Below are 14978 nucleotides of genomic sequence, written 5' to 3'. Positions count from 1 at the left end.
GACCTTCACCAACTATTTTTGGAAAACCTAGTTTCGGGGTCATGTCATAAATGCACTCCTCCTAGATCTTGAGGCCTCGGATCACATACTTCTGACCAAAGAGCGTGAGCAGGAAGGCCGGCACCAGCGCCAGCACGGCAGTGGCGGCCATCAGGTTCCACTGCATGCCCATTTCCGAGACGAACTGTGCCATGACCACGGTGGTCAGGGGCGTGTGCTGGCCGGTCAGGATGAGGGCGAACAAAAACTCGTTCCATGAAAACAGCCACGAGAGCACGGCCAGCGCCGAGATGGCAGGCAGCGCAGAAGGCACTGCCACCCGCAAGAATGCTCCCCACCGCGTGCAGCCATCGATGAGCGCCGCATACTCCATCGAGGGGTCGATCCCGTCGAAGAAACCCTTCATGAGCCATGAAAAGAAACAGATGTGCACGGCCACGTGCGCCAGGAACAGGCCTGTGTAGGTGTCGTAGAGCCCGTATTGCTGTTCAACGAAATACAGAGGCAGTACCCAGGTGACGAATGGCACGCAACGCATTGCATAAATCGCGCCGAACCAGGTGCGCGAAATGGGTCCCTTGATGCGGGAGAGCATGTAGCCGCTGGAGACGGTTACGATGATGGAGACAACCGTTGCCGTCGTGGCGACCACTGCACTGTTGACGAAGGCCTGGACGATGCGCGGGTTGACCAGCACCTGGACGAAGTTGTCCAGGGTGAAGTCCGTCCCCTTGTAGACGTAATAGATATCCGCCTGGGGCTTGATCGACGTGAGGATGATCCACAGCACAGGGAAGGCGAAGAGGAAGCAGGTAATCATCATCCCGCAGATGAAAGTGATCTTGCGCGCCCCCGGCGCAAGGGCTGCTGCGAAGCCTCGCTGGATTCCGTTCATTTAACCAGCCCTCCGTACGTGGCCCAAGGCGCGGTACAGTGCGAGCCCGGCCACCAAGATGATGATTGCGCCGACGATGGCAGCTGCGGTTCCCTTGGCAAAATTCAGGAAGACGAAAGCTTCTTCATAGGCATAGAGGCTGAAGAGCTCTGTCTGCCGCGCCGGACCTCCCCCGGTCAGCGCCCATACAGTATCGAAGGTGCGGAAGGCATCGATGGCACGGATCACGATGCAGACGATGATGACGGGCTTGAGCATCGGCAGCGTCAGGTAGCGGAAGGTACGCCAGGCCGTCGTGCCATCGATTTCCGCCGCTTCGAAGGGTTCTTTCGGCAGACTTTGAAGCCCGGCCAACAGCAGCAGGCCGAACCAGGGAGCCCACAGCCAGACGTCCGTGAGCACGATGACGCTGAAGGCGCTCCACCGCTGCACGAGCCATGCCTGGCCTGTACCGCCCAGCGCCTCGAGCACCACGTTGACGATGCCGAACTGGTCGTTGAAGATCCAGCGCATCATGATGGCGGCGATGACTGGCGCAACCATCAACGGCAGCAGCAATATGGTCTGCACGAGCTTCCTACCGATAAAGGCCCGGTTCATGGCCAATGCGAGCATCATCCCGATCACCAGCGAGATCACGACGCTGGAAATCATGAAAAGGAAGGTGTTGGGCAGAACGATCGTGAGGAAGCCCGAGTCCGTCAGCACCGCTTTATATTGTGCGAGTCCAACCCAGGTCTTTTTTGGATTGAACAGCATCCAGTCGCGAAAGCTCGCGCTGGTGCCCATGATGATGGGAATCAGCTGGAAGAAGATGAGTATCAAGGCAGCGGGAGCCACCAGCGCAAGGGCAAAGCGCTGCTGTTCGCCGAAAAATCTCCGCTTGATCGGTTTGGGTGCCATTCGGTATGTCTCCTGGACGGCGTGGGAATTCGTTGGACCCGCGAACGGGCAGCCCAGAGGGCTTATGTTCCCTTTACCGCATGATCGTGATCAAGAAAGGTAATCTTGCCGTCTATGTCTGCTTCGCCTCCGTGGGGGCAGCATGAAAGGGAAATCTGTAAGCGGTCTCGTCCGCTTGTGTGGGACGCCCGTGGATCGCGTCAGTACGGGCGCGATCCATTGGGTTCGAAGTCGATCGCCGCAAGCGCTTGCTGCAGCTGGCGGGTCTGTTCACTATCCAGCTCGACCAGCGGCGGTCTGAGCGTGCACCATTCCGAGTCCTGCTTCTGAGTGGCGATGGCCGATTTCATCGCCGGAATCATTGGGAACTTCTGAAAGACGGAGCGAACGGTGTTGAGAGCGGCCTACTGCCGGTCTGCTGAATTCTCCTGCCAAGTAGCATACAGGCGGGAGATGGCGCTGGCATTGACGTTGCCGGTGGCGGAAATACAGCCTGCCCCACCATGACGCATGGTCTCGAGAAGGAAGGGCTCGCTGCCTGCGAACACGTCGAAGCCGTGCGGCTGGAATTGTTCCAGCATTCCCAGCGTGTTGTTCCAGTCGCCCGAACTGTCCTTGACCCCCGCGATGGTCGCTGGAAAGTCCCGAAGCAGGTGTTCGATAAGCCCGTAGGTGATACCCACGTGGCTGACGTGCGGAATGTGGTACAGGTAGATTCGCAGCTGTTCGCTTGCAACGGCATCGATGATCGCCGCGTAGTTCCGGTACAGGCCCGCATCGCTCACTCCCTTGTAGAAGAAAGGGGGCAGCATCAGGACACCGGCGCAGCCGAGTTCGACCGCGTGGCGGGTCAGTTCGATGGAGTCGCTAAGCGAGCAGCAACCCGTTCCCGGCATCATTCGGTCAGCCGGCAGGCCCTCATCGACCAGCCGGTCCATCAGCTGCATTTTCTCGCGTACGGACAGCGAGTTCCCTTCAGAATTCGTGCCGAAGATAGCAAGGCCGACGTCACAATCGACCAGCGTGCGGCAGTGGTCGACAAATCGTTCTTCCGCCACGGAATAGTCGGCGTTGAAGGGGGTCAATACCGGAGATAGCACGCCACGAATCTTCTTGGGGGTTACCATGGAAGGTCCTCATGTCTACCGAAAATGCTGAAGCCAGTATGGCACAGCGCTATTTCTGGAAGAAGACCTTTTATCTTCGTTCAGAAAATAGGTTTTTTTTCGCTTGTCAGAGCGGGACATGCGGCTTTGTCGGCGCGGCCAGGGCTGTTCGCGGGTCTCACGGTCCCGCGCGAGCCGTCGATCGGGCGGCCGAAAGCGGTCCACACGTGATCCTCGGACTTGATGGGTGCACCCACCGGGTTGTTTACCGGCAGACTACTCGGGATAATACTTGCACGGATCAGAGTCGTGTCGCATTTCTCGGCTGAGATCGGCCCGTCTCCGTGGTCACTTCCGACTGAGCGCCAGGGCTCATGGATCATCCCTGCGCAATCTAATCCGCACTCTCTCCAGGAGGCCAAGTCATGAGTTTTCATGTCAGCGTGGGCGACCACGTCCAGTTCACCAAGACGGTCGGCGAGTATGACGTCTACAGCTTCGCCGGTCTCACTGGCGATCTTTCGACCAACCACGTGGATGAAGAAACGATGCGTCAGACGCCTTACGGCGGGCGTATCGCGCACGGCGCCCTGCTGGTCGGCTACATGTCCACGACTTCGACCCTGATGATAGAGTCGACCCAGGACAAGAGCGCGGGCCCGGAGCTGCCGGTGTCCCTGGGCTACGACGGGATTCGATTTCTCAAGGGTGTGCGCTTCGGTGACACGCTCACGACGCACTACACGATTTCGGAGATCGACGCCGAGCGGCGCCGTTCGCGCGCCGACATCCAGGTTGTCAACCAGCACGGCGAGACGGTCGCCGTGGGCCACCATATCCTCAAGTGGGTCAAGAAAGGGTAATGGACATGACGACGCAAACGGATGCCCGAAGCCAGAAAACACGCCATGATTTGCCGGCGCCATTGCGCGAACTTTTCGACCTGACGCTGGCGCGCGTGGCACAGAAAGTGGCTGAGGACGAACCTGGGCTGGGCGTCGAATTCCCTTATGTGACACGCACCGACGGCAGCTGGGACCTGATGCCGGCCTCCCTGTCGGCAGGCTACCAGGGCGAGGCCTGGAGCCATGGCAACTGGTTCTGCGGATTCTGGGTCGGACTGCTTTTTGCCTCGTACCTACGGACCGGCGACGAACACTACCTGGTCTGGGCGCGCGAGCGCATGCGCTTGGTGGCGCAGCGTGCCGACGATGGCAACACGCACGATATCGGCTTCATCTTTGAAAGCAGCGCGATTCCGGGCTTTCACATCACGGGAGATGACTGGTACGCGCAGATTGCGCTGCGAGCGGCCGACCGGCTGCGCGCCCGGCTTGTCACCACGCCGGCGGGGGCCTACATCGCGTCCTGGGGACCCATGGATGATCCACGCGGTCGGCGCAGTTCGGCCATCGACACCATGGCCAACCTGCCGCTCCTCTACTGGGCTGCCAACCATAGCGGCGACGGCAGCTACCGCTTGGCAGCGGATGCGCACGCCGCCATGACAGCAAAGGGCTTCATCCGTCCGAACGACTCCACCTATCACGCAGTGGAGTACGACGAGGCCACCGGCAAACGCACCCGCGGGTTCACCTTCCAGGGGCTGCATGACGAGTCCGACTGGTCGCGCGGCCAGGCATGGGCCATCTATGGATACGTGGTTTCCTATCGGGAGACACGCAGAGCAGCCTACCTGGATCTCGCAGAGCGGACAGCCAACTATTATCTTGCCCGCCTGAACGGGCGCCTCGTGCCGCCCTGGGATTTCGACGCGACGGGCCCCGACGCGGACATCAAGGACACTGCAACGACAGCTGCCGTCGCATCGGCCCTGCTGGAGTTGGGCGACATTCACCCTGACGAGACGGTTGCACTGTCCTGGCGCGAACGCGGGCTCGAAATGCTGGCCGGCCTGTGTCGCGAGGAATTCGCGGACGAGGCGTCGCATCGTGGGCTGCTGCGCAACAGCTGTTACTCTCGACCCCATCGGATCGGTGTGGCGAGCGCCACGATGTTTGGCGATTATTTCTTCGTCGAAGCGTTGTGCCGCGCCGCAATGCCCGGAAAGTTCCTGCCATCTTCAGCGCCTGTGATCGTCGCTGGGCATTCCTGAGTGGGTGTGAGACATGATGGAAAATGACGCAAACATGAACAGCGAGTATGAAATCATCCGTGATGCCGTGAGGCGCTTTGCAGAAGCGGTGATTGCACCGGCCTCCGAGGCGTTGTGGGAGCATCAGGAATTCCCGCTGGAGATCTGGAAGCAGGCGGCGAAGCTGGGCTTTCCAGCCTTGCCGTATCCCGTGCAATACCACGGAGGCGGCGGTGACTGGGTTTCCTTCGCCATCGTCCTCGAAGAGCTTGCACGGGTGGATTGTGCCGTGGCCAATGCAGTGATGGCCAATTCGACGGTGTCGAGCCTGCTGTATTACTACGGGACGGAGGCGCAGAAACAGGCGTATCTGGTGCCTATGCTCGAAGGCAGCCGGATAGGCGCAATCGGACTGACCGAGCCCGATGCAGGCTCTGATGCCGCAAATGTTTCGACGCGTGCCGACTGGGACGGTAGTCAGTGGGTCATCAATGGCGCGAAGACTTTCATCAGCAACACAGGGACGGGCATCACCAGTCCCGTCGTGATTGCCGCAGTGACCGGCAAGCGCGCCAATGGACGCAAGGAGATTTCCAACTTCATCGTGCCGGGCGACGCCCCCGGATTTCATTATGGTCGCAAGCTGCAGAAGATCGGCTGGCGCGCCTCCAGCACATATGAGCTGTCTTTCCAGGATTGCCGTCTGCCGGCAGAGAACCTCCTGGGAGAAAGGGGGGCAGGCCTGCGCCAGACACTCTCGCAAATCAGCACTGGCCGCGTGTTGATCGGTGCGCTGGCCCTGGGACTCCTGCAAGGGTCTCTGGATCGCTCGCTCGCCTACATGAAAGAGCGCAAGGCGTTCGGCCATCCGATTTCCGAGTTTCAGGCGCTGCAATTCAAGGTAGCGGACATGGCTGTCCACACGCATGCGGCGCGTCTCATGATTTACGACGCCGCGGCTCGCAAGGATCGGGGCGAGCCGTTTTCCCGCGAGGCGTCCATGGCGAAGCTGTTCGCCACGGAGAAGGCCATGGAGGCCACGCATCAGGCCATCCAGATCCACGGGGGCTACGGCATCATGAGCGAATATCCTGTCGCGCGTGCCATGGGCGACGCAAAGGTGCTGGAGATCGTCGAGGGAACCTCCGAGATCCAGCGCATGATCATTTCTCGCGAACTATTGGCCTGAGGAGGGAACCCATTGTGCTGGAAGGAATCAAGGTCCTGAGTTTCACCCACTTTCTTCAGGGACCCTCCGCGGTCCAGATGCTGGCCGACATAGGGGCGGACGTCGTCAAGGTCGAACCCGCGCGCGGTGCCTGGGAGCGCCATTGGGCCGGGCTCGACGCGTTCGTGGATGACGTGAGCATCTTCTTCATGCTGGCCAATCGCAATCAGCGCAGCATCGCGCTGAACCTGCAACAGCCCGAAGGGCAGGAGGTCGCCCGCCGGCTGGCCTCCGAGGCCGATGTGCTGGTCGAGAATTACCGCCCGGGCGTGCTGGAGAAGTTCGGCCTGGGGTACGAGGCCCTGAAGGCTGTCAACCCGCGCCTGGTCTATTGCTCGTGTACAGGCTACGGCTCGTCGGGGCCATATCGGGAGCGGCCGGGTCAGGATGTGCTGCTGCAGGCCATGAGCGGGCTGTCCAAGCTGTCGGGAGACCGCGATTCGGGGCCGGTTCTGGTGGGGTCGGCCATCGTAGACCAGCATGCGGCCACGCTGGCGGCCTTCGGCGTGCTGGCCGCATTGCACCAGCGCGAGCGCACGGGCAAGGGTTCCCGGGTGGAGAGCAACCTGCTCAACGCGGCGCTGGATCTGCAAATCGAGCCGTTCACCTATTATCTGAACAAGGGTCCCTTGTGGGCCAAGACCACGCCTTCCATGGGCAGCCGATTCCACGCGGCGCCCTATGGGGCGTACCAGACAGCCGATGACTGGATCGCCATTTCGATTTCTCCGCTCGACAAGCTGGCCGAGGCCCTGCAGCGCCCCGAGCTTGCCCACTATGCCGGGCAGAGCGCCGGACAGGCGCGCGAGGCGGTTCATGCCATTGTGTGCGAAGCCGTGCGGGGGCGGACGACGCACGAATGGACGGAGATCTTCGAGAAGCACGCCATCTGGTATGCGCCAGTGAATGATTATGAGCAGGTTGAAAGCGACCCCCAGGTCCGCCACAACGAGGTGGTGCTGCCGATCGAATACCACGACAAGGGAACGATACGCGTGCTCGCTCACCCCGTGCGCTACGACGGCAAGGCGCCCGCCTTGCGGCGTGCACCGCCGCGGATCGGCGAGCATACGGTCGAAGTACTCGCCGAGTCGGGTTACGGAGAAGACGAGATCCAACATCTGGTCGACAAGGGTGTCATTCCGGCCGCGCAGGCGACGAAAGGCTGAGAACAGGTGACCAGGCAAGAGTTCGAAGGCATGGCGGTCGGGCGCCGCTACACGCTCAGCCGCACGATCACAGCGGTAGGGCTCTTCATCATTAACAGGGGAGACCCAATATCTATGCGGGTTCCCGTAGGTTAGGCTGGTCCGCCCTGCCCGATTCGAACGGGCGACCTACGGCTTAGAAGGCCGTTGCTCTATCCAGCTGAGCTAAGGGCGGATACCTGACGACACAGACCAGAACCCGAATTCTACCCTGTGGATGCTAAAGTTTCGGGCAATGCACCCTGTCTTGCCCCCGCCATGCCCGCCTTTTGCCATGCCCTTTCCCGCACACTGCCACGCCTGCTTCTGGCCGCGTTGCTCCTGCCGGTCAGCGCTGCCCAAGCAGGCATGCTCTACCACCTGGCCAGCCCCCAGGGAACGCCTGGGGCTACCGTCGAACTGCAGGGCCTTCTCTACAACGATACCGGTGGCCCGCTGACTGCACCAACGCCCCAAGAGCTGGACGGCGAGTGGGTCGATGCGGCGGGCCACACGATACCCGCGCACTTCCATCTGCGAACGTCCCCCGATACCGCCAACCTGCCGGCCAATACCTTCACGCGAATGATCTGGACAGGCCGAGTTCCCACAGACGCAAAGGGCCTGATGACGCTCCGTCTGAACGGGTCCAACGACACGCTGCTGGCGCTGCAGGTCGGCGGGGGTACCGCCTCCGAGCACGTCGCCCAGACCGAGCCGCAGGCCTCTACACCGGCCCCCACAGCCCAGGTCGCCTCGGCGCCCGCACTGTCGCCCTTCGACACCTTCCGCAACGCGATCTCGCCCTACGACCCCATCTATTTCATCGTGGGCAATAATGGCGGTGCCACGGCACGCTTCCAGCTCAGCCTCAAATACCGCCTGTTCAGCCCCCAGGATCCAGAACATCCCCGGTTCATGGACAATTGGTATCTCGGCTACACCCAGACCTCGCTGTGGGACCTGCACTCGAACTCCATTCCCTTCGTGGATACCACCTACAACCCCAGCCTCTTCTGGGCACGCGAATCGCTGCTGCAAAGCAGCAACAAGCACTGGTTCCTGGGACTGAACACCGGGTTCGAACACAAATCCAACGGCAAGGCAGGCGACGACTCACGCTCCCTGAATGATCTCTACATCCAGCCGGAATTCAACTACCGGTCGGACAGCGGCAGCACACTGACTTTCATGCCGCGTTTCAAGCACTATGTCTGGACCGACCCCAGCATGGGCTATCCCAACTCACTGGGATACGTGGACTGGAAATTGCGCTGGGCGCAAGATGACGGGCTGGTGCTATCGGGTCTCTACCGACAGGGCACGGGCGGGCGCAATGCCACCCAGATCGAAGCCGCCTGGCCGCTGAAGCGCACCTTCCTGCACATGAACGGCTACCTGTACGCCCAATACTTCCGCGGCTACGGCGAAACGCTGCTAGGCTACGACCAGAAGAACGATCCACAATTCCGTGTCGGCATCGCCTTCGTTCCGTAGGGACCGATCACAACCATGTTCACACAAATCGGGATTTTCATCCTGGCGATGCTGATGCTGCTCACCCTGAGCCGGATCGCGCTGATCGCCTGGCTCTGGCCGCGCGTACGGGCAGCCGGTGGGCCCTGGACCATCCTGCGATGGGGCGTGCGCATCGACCTGAACCAGATCGCGATGTGGGCCGCAGTCCCCGCGCTTCTCGCGCCCTGGCTGGCCGACCAGCCCGTCGCCATCACCCTGACCGGCCTGTGGCTTCAAATCATCTGGCTGGTGTTCGTGCTGATGGAAGTGTCGACCCCGCAGTTCATCCAGGAATACGACAGCCGTCCGAACCGTCTGTACGTCGAATATCTGAAATATCCCAAGGAAGTCTTCGGCATGCTTTGGAAGGGCTACAAACTGGTGCTGTTCGGCGCGGCCGTCATGATGGCAGTGGCCGCCTGGCTGGGCCATGTGTGGTTTGCCCAGGCCCAACCGGACGCGCTCCCGGCCTGGCCCTGGCGCATCCTGCTGACGTTGCTGATCGGAGCAGCCATCGCGCTGGCGATCCGGGGCACGCTGGGCCACCGCCCGATCAATCCATCCTCGGTCGCCTGGTGCGGAGACAGCCTGCTCAACACGCTGCCGCTGAACTCGTTCTACAGCGTGCTGTTCGCCCTGTACGCCATCAAGAACGAGCGTTCGGCGGCCGACGTGTACGGTGATCTGCCCGAAGACACGCTACAGACCATCATCCGAGAACAGGCCCACATCGAGCCCGGTCCCCCCGAACTCCCCACCCTGCACCCCCAGCCGGCCAGCCAGGCCCCCGCCCGGCCCCGCAATCTGGTCCTGATCGTGCAGGAAAGCCTGGGCGCTCAATATGTGGGCAACCTGGGCGGCTCGGGGCTCACCCCTTGCCTGGATACTCTGTCTGGACATGGCTGGAATTTCACGCGCGCCTATGCAACCGGGACGCGATCAGTCCGCGGCCTGGAGGCGGTCACGGCCGGTTTCCCGCCCACGCTGTCGGATGCCGCCCTGCGGCTGACTGGCGCGCAGAGCCGGTTCTTCACGTTGGCACAGCTCCTGCGCCGCCACGGCTACCGGTCACGCTTCATCTATGGCGGCGAGGCACACTTCGACAACATGAAGAGTTTTTTCCTGGGCAACGGCTTCGACGAACTGCATGATCTCCCCAGCTTCGAGTCACCCGCATTCGTCGGCACCTGGGGCGCCAGCGACGAGGACATGTTCGACAAGCTGCACACCCTGCTATCCCAGAGCCGCGAACAACCCACGCTGCACCTGGCTTTCTCCGTCACCAACCACACCCCCTGGGAATACCCAGCCGGCCGCATCACCGTGCAGGGAGACCCGGCCACGGTTGAAAACAGTGTCCGATATGCTGACTGGGCCATCGGCCAGTTCTTCGATCGCGCACGGTCGAGCAGCTATTGGGAAGACACCGTGTTCCTCATCGTGGCCGACCACGATGCGCGTGTAGGGGGCGCCCAGCGCATCCCGCTGCGGCACTTTCACATCCCGGCGCTGATCGTCGGAGCTGGAGTGGAGGCCAGACGGGACGAACGCATCATCAGCCAGATCGATCTGCCCACGACCCTGCTGTCGCTGATCGGCGTGTCCGATGCCCACCCCATGATAGGCCACGACCTGACACAGCCTGGCACGGGCGGCCGGGCGCTGATGCAATACGAAGACCACTACGGGTACCTGAGGGGCGATACGCTGGTGGTGCTGGAACCGCATCGGGCGCCGCTGTTCTATCGCTACACGGCTCCCGATACCTATACCCCGCTGGGTCCCGATCCCGAGCTGGGCCGCATTGCCCTCGCCCACGCGCTCTGGCCCACCTGGGCCTATCGGCACCAGGCCCACAGCCTGCCCGAATTGCTGCATCACGCAGCCGCCTGAGACGGTGCGGTTGATGGCGCAAGCGAGCGCGGCGAGAGCCGCACCCCAAGCCAACCTCCGCCGCCCGGCAACCCCTCGTACACCAGGGAAGCATGGTAGAATCTGCATCCCTGGTATCCCGTAAATCGTTTCAAGTATCGCCTGTCGGGGCGTAGCGCAGCCTGGTAGCGCATCTGCTTTGGGAGCAGAGGGTCGCATGTTCGAATCATGTCGCCCCGACCAATGAAATCAAGGGTCTACAGATTGCAGTCTGTAGGCCCTTTTGCTTTCTTGCGCGTAAGGGGTAAACAAAGGGGTAAACAGGATTTTTCCTTGACCCTTGTCGATAGGGGGCGGGTATTCGTCTAGGCGCTGAAGCGACTCGCATCGCAGCCTCAACCATAGCGGCGCAATCATGCGTCCTGTTTTTGAATATGACCGTCCGGTTGGTGCGCGGATTCCTCCGCTCTCGTCGGGCTAATGTTGCGTTTCCGGCACGCTGTTACAAGAAATACAAATCAGAAAACAGACTGTCAGTCTGGCTATTTGCCGACTCACGATTTTTTCCAGCAGGCGTTTAGGGCGCAGCTTAGGGCGCAACCTGAGCGCAACACGGCGCCCGGTCGTGATGGCTAAATGGACACAGACGCACACAAACGGAGTTCATATGCGCAGCAATACTCAAAAGCCCGAACGAACTCAACAACGTCCGGCCGTAATTGCTCTTCCTTCCGAGGGATTCTGCAGTATCAGAGCACTTGCGCAGCCAAGCGGCTGCACGCCGTGGGGGCGCAGCAGTCTGTTTTCACTAATCCGGCAAGGACGATTCCCTGCGCCGGAGCGATTCAGTGCGCGGTGTACGCGCTGGCGCGTTGAAGAGATTCGAAGGTATCTAGAGGACCCTCGAGCATGGGAATTGGCCCATGCCCCCCAAGGCAGCCACGCGGAGGCCGCATGAGCACTGTGACACGCGCAGATTTTGATCGGAAGCCACCAGCTCAACTCGCTGGCGATGATGCTGATCTTGACCTGGCCAAGCGCTATATGACTAGTGCGGACACGATTTTCCGGGCATTTAGCTGGGTCGCGCTTCCCCCTACTCAGCACGGCCTATTCCGGTGGCACCCTGTCGCGCAAAACGGGGGCATCTATCAGGAAAGCTTCGCGCTTTCCTCCTCCTCCGACCCTGGCACCGTGCAGATCTTTCTGGGCGATGCCGATGATTGCGAGACAGCGTCGCTTGAGTCAGTTGACAACGATATGCAGCTTCTGGTGACCCTCTCCCGGATAGCTCGGGATAAAGGAATCGGGCGTCTGAGCGCCGATGACGACGTGTTGGTCACGGCGGTGCGCGATATCGTGCTCAGCGCCGCCGGCTACGACTCAGAGGCGATGCCAATTGAGGTTTTCGCGGCGATTGTTGCCCGTGAGCCGCGTGCCAATCGGGAGGCCGAATGAATGCCCCCGACATCGACGACGCCGCGCTTCACGAGCTCGCCCGGCGCCGCAGCGACGCGCGTCTTGCCACTGGGTTTGTACTGGCGGTCGACATGGTACTCGAACTCTTTGCTTGGGACGTCTCCCCGGAGGGGAGCGGCCGCGCTGAATGGCGGCCTGTCAACCATTCACCCAATGTGTCCGGCCCGGACGTTCGCGCTAGGGTCCAAGTCGACGACGGGGGCGTCGTGGACATTCGCTCTGGCGACCTGAATGAGCGACACATCGACTTCGGAACCCTGGTGGGCCGCCTGTTTCTTCTCGCAAAGCACGGCCGGGGGCAGCGTCCTCAACCGACGGCTCACAGCATGCGCTATCGCGTCTCTGGCCGGCCTTCCTGACGATCGCGTAGCCAGCAGGCTTGTTGGTGACCCTGAGATCGCTGACATTTTCTTCGAGGTGGAGACAGCATGAGCATGACTAAATCCGGCAGCACGCTTACCGTTCGATCAGGATTTAATCGCCCGCCACGCCCAGCTCCGGGCCCGGATGATGACACGCCGAAAGTGCAATCAGGCCGACCGGAGGAAAAGCCGAAGCGCCAGTGAAGCCAGCCTTCTGAAACACGTTCGTTGCGAATCACAGGCAAGCTCTTGTTCGCTGCGACGCCGACCGCGCCCAAGTGCCAGCGCGTGTGCAGCGACGGCACCGTCATCAGCGCAGTCGTTGCGTGCTTCAAGCCGTTGGAGACGCCGCCAGGTCCGACTCGAGGTCGCCGTCGAGCCCGTCCAATAGCTGACGCACATGCTCCGGCGCCTTCCAGCCGAATCGCACCGCCTTGCGCTCATCGCGTAGCACCCCCACGATCAGCTCCTCCATGTCGGTGGTCCGGTCAAGCGTACGCTCTGCCACCGTGCCATCGGATAGCTGATAGGTGATGGTGCGCCGCGCCAGGGCCTGCCACTTCACCGGTGACGAGCCTTTGGCGTTCTTGCCTACCAGCACCTCTCGTTGTCTGTTGTAGCAGCTCACGCACAGATGTTTGTGGATCAACCGCATTCCCGTCCTATGGCATCGGCCACAGATCCGAGTGTTGAGCAGCGGCGATTGACTTGCGCCCGCCTCGCCAGCGTGCATGGCACCAATCTCGCAGCCCTTGCAAGGCTGACGGGACAAGTCACCCTCATAATGCCCACGGCGCCAATTGTCGGCACACGCCTGCACAGACAGGGTGGCGCGCATTCGCTCGCAAGTGAAGTGCTTCATGCCCGGGACGATCTCGACGTAGACAACGGTGGGCACCTCGCTACCCTCCGAAGGATGTCGGGGCACCGACAGTCTTGTTGATCCGGATAGGCGACGCCACCGACGTGCCATCGGGCTTGTTCAGGGTGAAAGCGCCTTCGATGGAGACACGCTGAGACTGCCCGGTCACCTTACCCATGACGGCGCCGATCGCCTTGCCAACGCCCAGCGCCACGATGCCGCCGACCAAGCCGGCAAGGCCACCGATCGCGCCTGCCGATAGCGCGCCATCAACGCCCGCACCTACGGAGCCCGTGGCGCGCAGTCCGGATGACACGATATTCCGGCCGGCCGATCGCCAGCCCGGTTGAGAACCAGGGCCCGGCCGAGGCGTGTTTGGTACGCCACCATCGCCACCACCTCCACCGGGACCCCGGCCGCCGCCAGGTGCGGGGGGCACGTCCGGAGCACCAATGAACCGCCCTCCCACCCCAACCGCGACATACTCGTAGGTCTGTCGCATCTGGCGCGCACGGATGGCCGGATTGTCGTACATCCGGGCCCAGTCGATATCGAAGAAACCCGTCGATCCCTGCCCGGTCGCGCGCAGGCGCTGGTTGAAGCCACCGGAGATCCGTTTGAGGCTTTCGAACTGCGCCTTGAGCGTGCGCATGTTGTCCAGCGTGCGCTTGTCGACCGGTTCGTACTTGACCTTGTTCGCCTGAGCGACGGCCGTCCCAAGTTTATTAACTTGGTCAGTGAATTGCTGCACCATGCGCTGCAAGTCACCAGGATCAAAACTTGCCTCAACTGGAATGCGAACGCCGGTCATGACCGCACCTCCGCAAGTTTGCGCAGCACGAAGCCCGGCAGCGCCAGGCCGGCGCGATATGCATCTTTGACGGACTGCAGGTCGGTGGCTGTCAGCACGCCACGCTTGGCAACCGCGATGACACGGCGGAGTACGGCGGCGTCGACGGGCGCGTTCGGGTCATATCTCAGCACGGGCTGCCGGCTCGCTTTGGCCGCTTTCGTCGGCCGACCGGTTTCGAGGGCGCGATCGGCCTTCGCCAAGATCGCGCCGCGCTTGGGAGCCTCGAAGATTAGCATCATCTTGCGTGGGGAGCAGCCCCTCTTTCGAGCATAGGCCACGCGAAGCTCGGCGATTAGGCTGTCGAACGGATTTAGTTTGCGAATTGCCTCATTGACCACTGCCTTGCTTAAGACAGACTTTTCAGGTTCCGCCGTATGCGGCCCAACAGCACCGTGATGCTCGGACATCGACTTCGCGAGAGTAGCGCCATCATTGCGTAAAATTTCTGCGGTTATGTTGGATCCGTCGATAGTGACTCGAATGTCATGGCCGCCGCGATGTGAATCGCCCCGGGTTTCGCGGAGGCTCCAAGCTTTGAGAGAATGGAGTCATGGCAAACCAAACGAAGTTTTCCCCCGAAGTGCGCGAACGCGCCGTGCGGCTGGTGCAGGAGCATCG

16 protein-coding genes and 2 tRNA genes are annotated in these 14978 nt (G+C 61.6%); 10 read left to right on the top strand and 8 right to left on the bottom strand.

Translation table 11 applies throughout. The features are described from left to right. Positions 1–61: 61 nt before the first annotated feature. From EPN31_RS14575 to EPN31_RS14565, 4 genes are all read right to left on the bottom strand, one after another. On the bottom strand, positions 62–895 hold the full coding sequence (locus tag EPN31_RS14575; RefSeq protein WP_291774591.1) for a carbohydrate ABC transporter permease: 834 nt from the start codon (positions 893–895) through the stop codon (positions 62–64). Then, positions 896–1798 carry a carbohydrate ABC transporter permease gene (locus EPN31_RS14570; RefSeq protein WP_291774588.1) on the bottom strand — a complete coding sequence of 301 codons (903 nt, stop codon included), beginning with the start codon at positions 1796–1798 and terminating at the stop codon, positions 896–898. Positions 1799–1998: 200 nt separating this feature from the next. After that, complete coding sequence (locus EPN31_RS16740) at positions 1999–2148, bottom strand: hypothetical protein (RefSeq protein WP_367188321.1); 150 nt, start codon at positions 2146–2148, stop codon at positions 1999–2001. 54 nt (positions 2149–2202) lie between these two features. Next, complete coding sequence (locus EPN31_RS14565) at positions 2203–2925, bottom strand: dihydrodipicolinate synthase family protein (RefSeq protein ID WP_367188320.1); 723 nt, start codon at positions 2923–2925, stop codon at positions 2203–2205. A gap of 404 nt (positions 2926–3329) precedes the next feature. Here EPN31_RS14565 and EPN31_RS14560 point away from each other — a divergent pair, with 404 nt between their 5' ends. The 4 genes from EPN31_RS14560 to EPN31_RS14545 are packed head-to-tail and all read left to right on the top strand — an operon-like array spanning position 3330 to position 7396. Further along, positions 3330–3767: a MaoC/PaaZ C-terminal domain-containing protein gene (locus tag EPN31_RS14560; protein ID WP_291774586.1), complete on the top strand. Its 438-nt coding sequence runs from the start codon at positions 3330–3332 to the stop codon at positions 3765–3767. Positions 3768–3772: 5 nt separating this feature from the next. Further along, positions 3773–5020 (top strand): glycoside hydrolase family 88 protein, encoded by a 1248-nt coding sequence (locus EPN31_RS14555; RefSeq protein WP_291774582.1) that lies wholly within the window; start codon positions 3773–3775, stop codon positions 5018–5020. A 34-nt stretch (positions 5021–5054) separates the two neighbouring features. Continuing rightward, a complete protein-coding gene (locus EPN31_RS14550; protein WP_291774579.1) occupies positions 5055–6188 on the top strand; it encodes an acyl-CoA dehydrogenase family protein in 1134 nt (377 codons plus the stop codon). 14 nt (positions 6189–6202) lie between these two features. Next, complete coding sequence (locus EPN31_RS14545) at positions 6203–7396, top strand: CaiB/BaiF CoA-transferase family protein (protein ID WP_291774576.1); 1194 nt, start codon at positions 6203–6205, stop codon at positions 7394–7396. A 137-nt stretch (positions 7397–7533) separates the two neighbouring features. Here the strand turns inward: EPN31_RS14545 and EPN31_RS14540 are convergent. Further along, positions 7534–7610 (bottom strand) — tRNA-Arg (locus EPN31_RS14540). A gap of 38 nt (positions 7611–7648) precedes the next feature. Here EPN31_RS14540 and EPN31_RS14535 point away from each other — a divergent pair. The 6 genes from EPN31_RS14535 (at position 7649) to EPN31_RS14515 (ending at position 12642) form a co-directional block, all read left to right on the top strand. Further along, positions 7649–8911: a phospholipase A gene (locus tag EPN31_RS14535; protein ID WP_367188319.1), complete on the top strand. Its 1263-nt coding sequence runs from the start codon at positions 7649–7651 to the stop codon at positions 8909–8911. A gap of 15 nt (positions 8912–8926) precedes the next feature. Next, positions 8927–10825: an LTA synthase family protein gene (locus EPN31_RS14530; protein ID WP_291774573.1), complete on the top strand. Its 1899-nt coding sequence runs from the start codon at positions 8927–8929 to the stop codon at positions 10823–10825. Between the two features lie 145 nt (positions 10826–10970). Then, a tRNA-Pro gene (locus EPN31_RS14525) sits at positions 10971–11047 on the top strand. A 385-nt stretch (positions 11048–11432) separates the two neighbouring features. After that, positions 11433–11762 (top strand): helix-turn-helix transcriptional regulator, encoded by a 330-nt coding sequence (locus EPN31_RS16735; protein WP_367188322.1) that lies wholly within the window; start codon positions 11433–11435, stop codon positions 11760–11762. After that, the gene (locus EPN31_RS14520) at positions 11759–12262 is read left to right on the top strand and encodes a hypothetical protein (protein WP_291774570.1); all 504 of its coding nucleotides are present in this window, start codon (positions 11759–11761) and stop codon (positions 12260–12262) included. The genes EPN31_RS16735 and EPN31_RS14520 overlap by 4 nt, the downstream gene beginning before the upstream one ends. Continuing rightward, the gene (locus tag EPN31_RS14515; RefSeq protein ID WP_291774567.1) at positions 12259–12642 is read left to right on the top strand and encodes a hypothetical protein; all 384 of its coding nucleotides are present in this window, start codon (positions 12259–12261) and stop codon (positions 12640–12642) included. Before EPN31_RS14520 ends, EPN31_RS14515 begins: the two co-directional genes overlap by 4 nt. 334 nt (positions 12643–12976) lie before the next feature. Here EPN31_RS14515 and EPN31_RS14510 read toward each other — a convergent pair whose 3' ends face one another. From EPN31_RS14510 to EPN31_RS14500, 3 genes are all read right to left on the bottom strand, one after another. After that, the gene (locus tag EPN31_RS14510) at positions 12977–13300 is read right to left on the bottom strand and encodes a hypothetical protein (protein ID WP_291774564.1); all 324 of its coding nucleotides are present in this window, start codon (positions 13298–13300) and stop codon (positions 12977–12979) included. Positions 13301–13547: 247 nt separating this feature from the next. Next, positions 13548–14318: a hypothetical protein gene (locus EPN31_RS14505; RefSeq protein WP_291774562.1), complete on the bottom strand. Its 771-nt coding sequence runs from the start codon at positions 14316–14318 to the stop codon at positions 13548–13550. Continuing rightward, a complete protein-coding gene (locus EPN31_RS14500) occupies positions 14315–14767 on the bottom strand; it encodes a hypothetical protein (protein WP_291774559.1) in 453 nt (150 codons plus the stop codon). The genes EPN31_RS14505 and EPN31_RS14500 overlap by 4 nt, the downstream gene beginning before the upstream one ends. Positions 14768–14978: the final 211 nt, after the last annotated feature.

The sequence above is a fragment of the Castellaniella sp. genome, assembly GCF_004321985.1.
In the GTDB taxonomy this organism is placed as follows: Bacteria; Pseudomonadota; Gammaproteobacteria; order Burkholderiales; family Burkholderiaceae_B; genus Castellaniella.
Note: the sequence above shows the minus strand (reverse complement) of the source record. Positions and strands in the feature narration are given on the sequence as shown.